Source organism: Dapis hubbardiae BLCC-M172, from assembly GCF_050016015.1.
GTDB lineage: Bacteria > Cyanobacteriota > Cyanobacteriia > Cyanobacteriales > Microcoleaceae > Trichodesmium.
Genome location: NZ_JBNHEQ010000139.1, coordinates 1 through 6,387, shown reverse-complemented (window position 1 = coordinate 6,387; position 6,387 = coordinate 1). Strand labels below are relative to the sequence as shown.

5 protein-coding genes are annotated in these 6,387 nt (G+C 40.7%); 2 read left to right on the top strand and 3 right to left on the bottom strand.

Annotation, left to right across the window (positions count from 1 at the left end):
* Positions 1–318: 318 nt before the first annotated feature.
* The gene (locus ACP6PK_RS12205; RefSeq protein WP_426559830.1) at positions 319–2,793 is read right to left on the bottom strand and encodes a GH116 family glycosyl hydrolase; all 2,475 of its coding nucleotides are present in this window, start codon (positions 2,791–2,793) and stop codon (positions 319–321) included.
* Between the two features lie 780 nt (positions 2,794–3,573).
* Positions 3,574–3,768, bottom strand: a complete 195-nt coding sequence (locus tag ACP6PK_RS12200; protein WP_426559829.1) for a hypothetical protein — start codon at positions 3,766–3,768, stop codon at positions 3,574–3,576.
* Between ACP6PK_RS12200 and ACP6PK_RS12195 the strand changes: the two genes are divergently transcribed.
* Both ACP6PK_RS12195 and ACP6PK_RS12190 read left to right on the top strand, forming a co-directional pair.
* Positions 3,767–4,117: a transposase gene (locus tag ACP6PK_RS12195; protein ID WP_426559828.1), complete on the top strand. Its 351-nt coding sequence runs from the start codon at positions 3,767–3,769 to the stop codon at positions 4,115–4,117. The two genes, ACP6PK_RS12200 and ACP6PK_RS12195, sit on opposite strands and share 2 nt — an antisense overlap.
* Entirely contained in the window at positions 4,118–4,456 is a 339-nt protein-coding gene (locus ACP6PK_RS12190; RefSeq protein ID WP_426559827.1) for a hypothetical protein, read from the top strand.
* Positions 4,457–4,577: 121 nt separating this feature from the next.
* Here ACP6PK_RS12190 and ACP6PK_RS12185 read toward each other — a convergent pair whose 3' ends face one another.
* A complete protein-coding gene (locus ACP6PK_RS12185; protein WP_426559826.1) occupies positions 4,578–5,513 on the bottom strand; it encodes an alpha/beta hydrolase in 936 nt (311 codons plus the stop codon).
* Positions 5,514–6,387: the final 874 nt, after the last annotated feature.

The window sequence follows — 6,387 nt, the reverse complement described above, 5'->3', positions numbered from 1 at the left end:
CAAATGTGATTTTTGTATTAGTTATTATTTATCAGTTATAGCAGTTATAAATGTTGGTTGTAAAATTTTATCCTAGGGGTTTGGTCTCCAAACCCAACCACAAATGTGATTTTTGTATTAGTTATTATTTATCAGTTATAGCAGTTATAAATGTTTGTTGTAAAATTTTATCCTAGGGGTTTGGTCTCCAAACCCAACCACCTCTCCAAACTTAACCAAAAATGGGATTTGGAAACCAAACCCCTATCCATTTTACACCAATCCTAGGAGGATTTATATAAAAGTTAGAATTCAGAAGTTAAATTCTCAATTCTCAATTTAAAAATTCTTAATTCTCAATTCAAAAATTCTAAATTCATTATAAATTGCCCAAATTGCCATTGCTCTTAAATAATGACTAGCTCTAAAAGTTCCCTCTGCTGTAATAGCTTCTGGCGTGCGAAATTGTAACCCATTTTCATATATTTGTTTTACCACCGCTTCTGTTATTTCTAAAGCTTCTTTTTTCATACCAATTTGCACCATAAAAGCTGCTAAACCAAAATTAATTCCTGTCCAAACTTCCAAAGGATGAGTAGCATTAGGATTTTCTGGGGAACCATCAGGTAACACTCCATTCACTGCTCCAAACTTGCCATTATGAAAATTTTTAAAACAAGAATTATAGACAGTTTTTAAAGCAGATAAAGCACATTTATTAGGTACAATATCCGGCAAATTTAATAACCTGGCATAAAATTGACCGCATAATTGGTCAGCCATTACTACTTCCGAATTACTCTCACTATCCAAACGATAATATTCCCCATTCCATAATTTTTCTTGATAAATAGGTAATGCTTTTTCTAACCAATTTTGATAAACAGAAATTTGATTATTAATAGCATCTACAGAATTTTTATCAACCTCAGAATGGAAACCTTCCGGTGGATAATAAGGAATTTCCCTAGGATGCTCAATTAAAACTTTCCCAATAGCGATCGCTGCCTCTAGTGCTGCTAACCATAACCCTCCACAATAGGCGCTCACACCCCGCAACTGCCAATCATCAAAAGTTTGGTCTGGCGCTCCCTCATTTTCGGGAATGCCATCATTATCTTTGTCAAAACCTTTGAGATATGCTAACGTTTCTACAATAGCAGACCAACATTCCCACAGAAATTCGTAATCATCTGCACCAGTCAACAGAAAATCTCGATACACTTGCAACACAAAATCGCTAGATAAATCTTTCCACTGATTACAATCTTGATAACTGGTGTAATTCGTCTTTTCCCAAGGATGCTCGTTGGGTGCACCCAAGTCGTGGGGAGTTGCTCCAGCAATCTTTCTCACCGCCGATGCTTGATTATAACCAATAATTCTCGGTGTATCATCCGCCGTCGAAATCGCCCGCGCAAACGCTACCAACACTGACTTTTCCAAATCCGGCCACAACATTAATAACCCAAAAGAACCATATAACCTCACATCCAAACTCTCATACCAACGATAATCTAGACATTCCAGCACGGCAAACTGACCTTTAGGAGCGTCTTCGCTAGCAGCACTCCAAAGAGTTCCTCCACTCGTGAGGTCATAAAGTTCATTAAACAAAGCCATCTTAAACCAATTAGGCAAATCTTCCCGCTCTAAAATCGGATTTTGCCAAGCTTCAATATTCTCGCGCCAGGTTTGATAATGTTTCATGGCAGTACGAATCATCGACCAAGCATTTTTCCCATGGCGACCATAAAAATCTGTATAACGTCGGTAATATGAAACTCCAGCGCCAAACTCGGTCACAGGTAAATCCCAAGCTAAGAAGAAAGGGATTTTCCGCGTTCTCCCCGGTCTAATGGTGAAACGAACTGATATTCCTACTCCTATTTGCTCTCCTTCTTGTGCAGGTAGTTCATTGTGTTCATCTATAAGAGTGCCATCTATTGCAAAGTAGCGCCAGATATCTTCTCCATTGCCAATCGGGTTCCAGCGCGTGTGATAGCTAACTTCAACGCCAGCATTAGTAAAAGTCGCGATCGCCATTTGACCCTCTCCTTCTGCGGGTTCGTCGGCAATACTTAATTTGGTCATGGTGCAACCAATACGGTGAAAATCTTCTACTAATAAATTCAAGTTGTCTGTACTCTCTCCCCACCGGGGTTTGTATTCATAAATTGGAGTGCCATCATCTCGCACTTGCACTTCTGGTGTTTTCGCAGAGTTGGTAAACCAACCGATAGTATTTTGCCATGTGAGCATTATACTTAGTGTAATTGGTTCATCTGTGGGATTATGAGCAATCCATTCAAATATGGCGATCGGGTAACTGGTTTCTTGATAGTTACCTGCCCAAATTGGAGAAAATTGTTCGCAACTTAATTGTGCATTAAATACATTGTCATAGACAAACCAACTCCGGGGATAAAGAGCATGATAAGTGCCTGTATTTAGTCCTGCTTTTTCCTTGGGATACCATTGCCAAGTAGAGAGACTGCCATCTGTCGGCGGTTCGGTAGATAAAGCATAAGCTTGTTTCCGGCCTTTTGTTTCTTCAAAAACGCTAAATTGGCAGGCAGGCAGATTTTGATAAATGTGTTCGCCACCATCGAGATGCCAGAGATTGAAATCGCCCCGTGGGGAACGACCGATAGCACCTGCGCCGAAACCTCCAAGGGGCATTCCGTGCCAGGGGCCATCATCAAGGTTACTGCTATAGCGCACTGTGTAAGGTTTGTCCCAATCAAGACCAATGGGACGATTCCAGGTATAGGGGGGAATGTTAGGGGTAGGATTTGGATTTATTCGTTTCATGCCCTATATTTTATTCAGTCAAAAGTTAAAAGTCAAAAGTCTAGTACATTGCGTAGTCAGGAGAAAGGAGTTGTCGGTAACGGAGTTTGTCCAGTTTTTAGTAGGAGTCAGAATAAGGAAGAAGGAGTCAGGGAGACGGTTTGGGAGAAAGGAGGCAAAACCCTCAAAAACCCAAAAGAACCCAAAAGCGCTAAAAATTATTAAAACACCCGCAGCGCAGGGAGTCAGAAATGCGCAGTGCTCAGAAGTTGTGGTACTGAATGCGCGAGAATGTAAACCCGAGTCAAGCGAAAATAGAAAGAAGGTAGAAAAAACTTGTTGAAACTGGTATAATTAAATGCAAAAAGACCACAAAACAGAGAAGAGGTCCAACTAATGAAACACAACCCCCAAGGTCATCCAACCCGACCCATGCAATCTTCATCCCCCCAAATTCCCACCTCCTGCAACCCCCAAGGTCATCCAACCCGACCCATGCAATCTTCATCCCCCCAAATTCCCACCTCCTGCCATGATCTTGTGCCAATGTGTGACGAGGACTTGGATGCCGTTTCGGGCGGCAAAGGTGCATATCCGGGCAAAACCTCTCCGGCATACGGTAAAAAAAAGAAATACAATCGGTCGTGAGTTAAGGGGGAGTCAAAGGAGCGCAGTGCCAGTGAGAGGTGTGCGTGGTTCTTCCGCGCTCGCCGCTCGCTCGCGCTCTGGGGCGACGGGAGGACGGGAGGTGCTGTGCCGCCCTATGCGTGTATGAACAGTACCACACTCGCTGGTTTTATGCTAGGTATTGGCAGAAGCTAGAAAGTATAAACCATTTAAAGGCCGAAACTTTTCTTCACCGATACCTGGCACGAGGAGAGAAGTCAGAAGTTTGTTTGCGCAGCATTCCGCAGGAAAGTCAGAAGTCAGAAGTGTTCGGTGTAGTTGCCAACTGACTGATAACTGATAACTGATAACTGTTAACTGAAAGGACATGGGCAGACCAAAAAGAGAATTCAAAGCAGATTATTCGTACCACATTACGACTCGGTGTAATAACAGAGATTTCAACCTCACCCGCCGTGAGACCAGAGAAATACTGTTACATATCATCAAACAAGCACAAGAAAAATACCCATTTAAACTGTATGCCTTGTGCATTATGCTCAATCATGTCCATTACTTGATGGAAGCAGAAAATCCTGTGTCATTGCGAGCGGAACGAAGTGAAGCGTTTGCGGAGCATTCCCGAAGGGAAAGCAATCTCAACCGTCGAGATTGCTTCATTACGCTGACGCTCCATTTGCTATCGCAAAGCTTCGCTAACGCAATGACTTTGCAGTAAATGCACTGGATAAATTGGTATTCTGCCATGTCTTTTAATGCTCTCCTGAACCGCAAAGGACACTTTTGGGAACAAAGGTATACCTGTCATGGCTTCCCCAACTCCGACAAAGAAAGGGCCTTAAACACCATCCGTTATATTCATGCCAACCCCAAGGCAGCAGGGATGAAAGAAGGCTTTTTCTACGACTTTTCTAACTATGGCACTTATGAACAACTAACTACCGATGGTATTACTCAATGGCATCCAGCCTTTTTTGAGTTAGGCCCATCCTTGTCAGAATGCGCCGATAGATACAATAGTAATTATCAGGATTTGATATCATTCCCAAATCAATAAGATAGGTCTAGAGCAATACTACGAGGGAGCGTAATTGTTTGTAGTTGGGCTTCAACCCCCTCACCCGCCCCAGACAGTAAAGACAGGAGAAATCATGACTCTTCCCTCCTAACTCTAACTCCTAACTCCTGACTCCTGACTCCTGACTCCTGAGTTGTGTTAAAATTCTCTCCTGACTCCTGACTCTTCCCTCCGCTGTAGGAAAAAATTCCTGCAATGCTGCTAGATAGCGATCGCTATCTACTTCTGCCAGATCGTTATGTCCAGCATTTGGGAGCAACAGTAGTTTTTTCGGTTCGGGTGCAGCAGCAAATAATTTTTGACTCATGGTTGCAGGTACAGCTTCATCTTTCATACCATGAATAAATAAGACTGGCATTTTTATTGATTTGACTTTGTTAATGAAATCAAATTTTTGAGTAACCAGCAACTTCAGAGGAAATATCTGGATTTTACGTCTGTATTTAGCCATGTCTTCGATACAAGTAAAGCAACTTTCAGCTATTAACCCTGCTGCTTTTGGTTGTTGTAAGCAGAGATTAACGGCGATCGCTCCTCCGAGAGAATATCCATAAATAAAAATTTCTTTTGGTGCAAAGCTTTTTTCTTGAGTTAAATAATTCCAAGCTATTGCAGCATCTTCATAAACTGTTGCTTCTATGGGAAACTTTCCTTGACTATTACCGTATCCCCGATAATCAATCATAAATACTGAAAATCCTAATTGATATAGTTTTGCTACTCGCTCAAGATTGCAACTTTTTTTCTGAGCAGCCATATTTCCACTGGCGCCATGTAGGAAGAGAATTACTCCTGCATTGGGTTGAGTTTGCGGAATCCACCAACCAGATATTTTTTCTGTTTGGTTGCGAGAAGTTGGTACTGATAACCAAACTTCTTCATAAGGAAGGTTAAAAGTCGCAGGAGTAGCTAAAACCAATGATTTAGGTTCAAATATCAATCGGTTTTGGATTAATCTTAGCAAGATAAAACCAGAGATATAAATAGTTGCTAAACCTATTAATGGGAATGTTAAGGAAGTCTGAAAAATAGTCATTATTAGAAGTTAATTTTTTATCTACAACAAAGTGGTATGTATCTAGCTCTATTCGCCATAATATAAAATTAATACCGAATATTTACTATATGATTATAGGACTTACGCAAATAAATCCGGTTGCCACGAACAAACCTAGTTTCTGGATTTTGGTGCATAGGTTTTGTGATTATTTTTGTCACCTTATCATTATAATTTTCCTCTATTTGTATATAGATAACAATACTCAACTATGACAGTATTTTTAATGTCATATAGCAATTCTTAAATTTGTAAGATAGACAAGTTGTGGATTTTAGGTAACAGGACATCGGGAAGGAAAAAAAATACTTTACCTGATTATAGTGATAAATTTTTACTACAAATAAATTTTAGGTTTTATACGACTTTGAAAACAAGAATGCTGCAAAAAGGTAGCTGTCGGTCATATCTGCTGAAAAATAGCTACTCTAATTCCTTTTAGATAGTTATCTAATCCCATTTTTGCCTTTTTTAAATCTTTATCCCTTCTTACTTCTTACTTCTTTGATACGGACGTTGCATCCAAGGTTCCTACCATTTGTAACAAACACTTATCACGCTTGGTATTAGAGACTGTTTGTAAAAGGAATATTAAATCTAGGCGTAGGGTGGGGAGGGTGAGGCGGTAATAATTACGAACCGGAACCAAAATTTAACTTTCCGCACCCCACCCACCGAAAATTAAGCACTCTGGCCGTCTTAATCTTTAGTTTACAAACACTCTCTTAGGTGGTAGATGGTGCAGTAGTCAGTAAATCTTCATTTTCCCAGCATCGGAAATTAGAGCTTATAAGTAGAGGTCATTTCAGTTAGCCTCCTGCGGAGGAGCTGCGCTTTATCCTGACGGACTGCT

Coding starts and splice junctions, on each gene's coding strand:
- ACP6PK_RS12205 (WP_426559830.1), bottom strand. CDS start 2,793: ATGAAACGAATAAATCCAAATCCTACCCCTAACATTCCCCCCTATACC.
- ACP6PK_RS12195 (WP_426559828.1), top strand. CDS start 3,767: ATGGGCAGACCAAAAAGAGAATTCAAAGCAGATTATTCGTACCACATT.
- ACP6PK_RS12200 (WP_426559829.1), bottom strand. CDS start 3,768: ATGTCCTTTCAGTTAACAGTTATCAGTTATCAGTTATCAGTCAGTTGG.
- ACP6PK_RS12190 (WP_426559827.1), top strand. CDS start 4,118: ATGCACTGGATAAATTGGTATTCTGCCATGTCTTTTAATGCTCTCCTG.
- ACP6PK_RS12185 (WP_426559826.1), bottom strand. CDS start 5,513: ATGACTATTTTTCAGACTTCCTTAACATTCCCATTAATAGGTTTAGCA.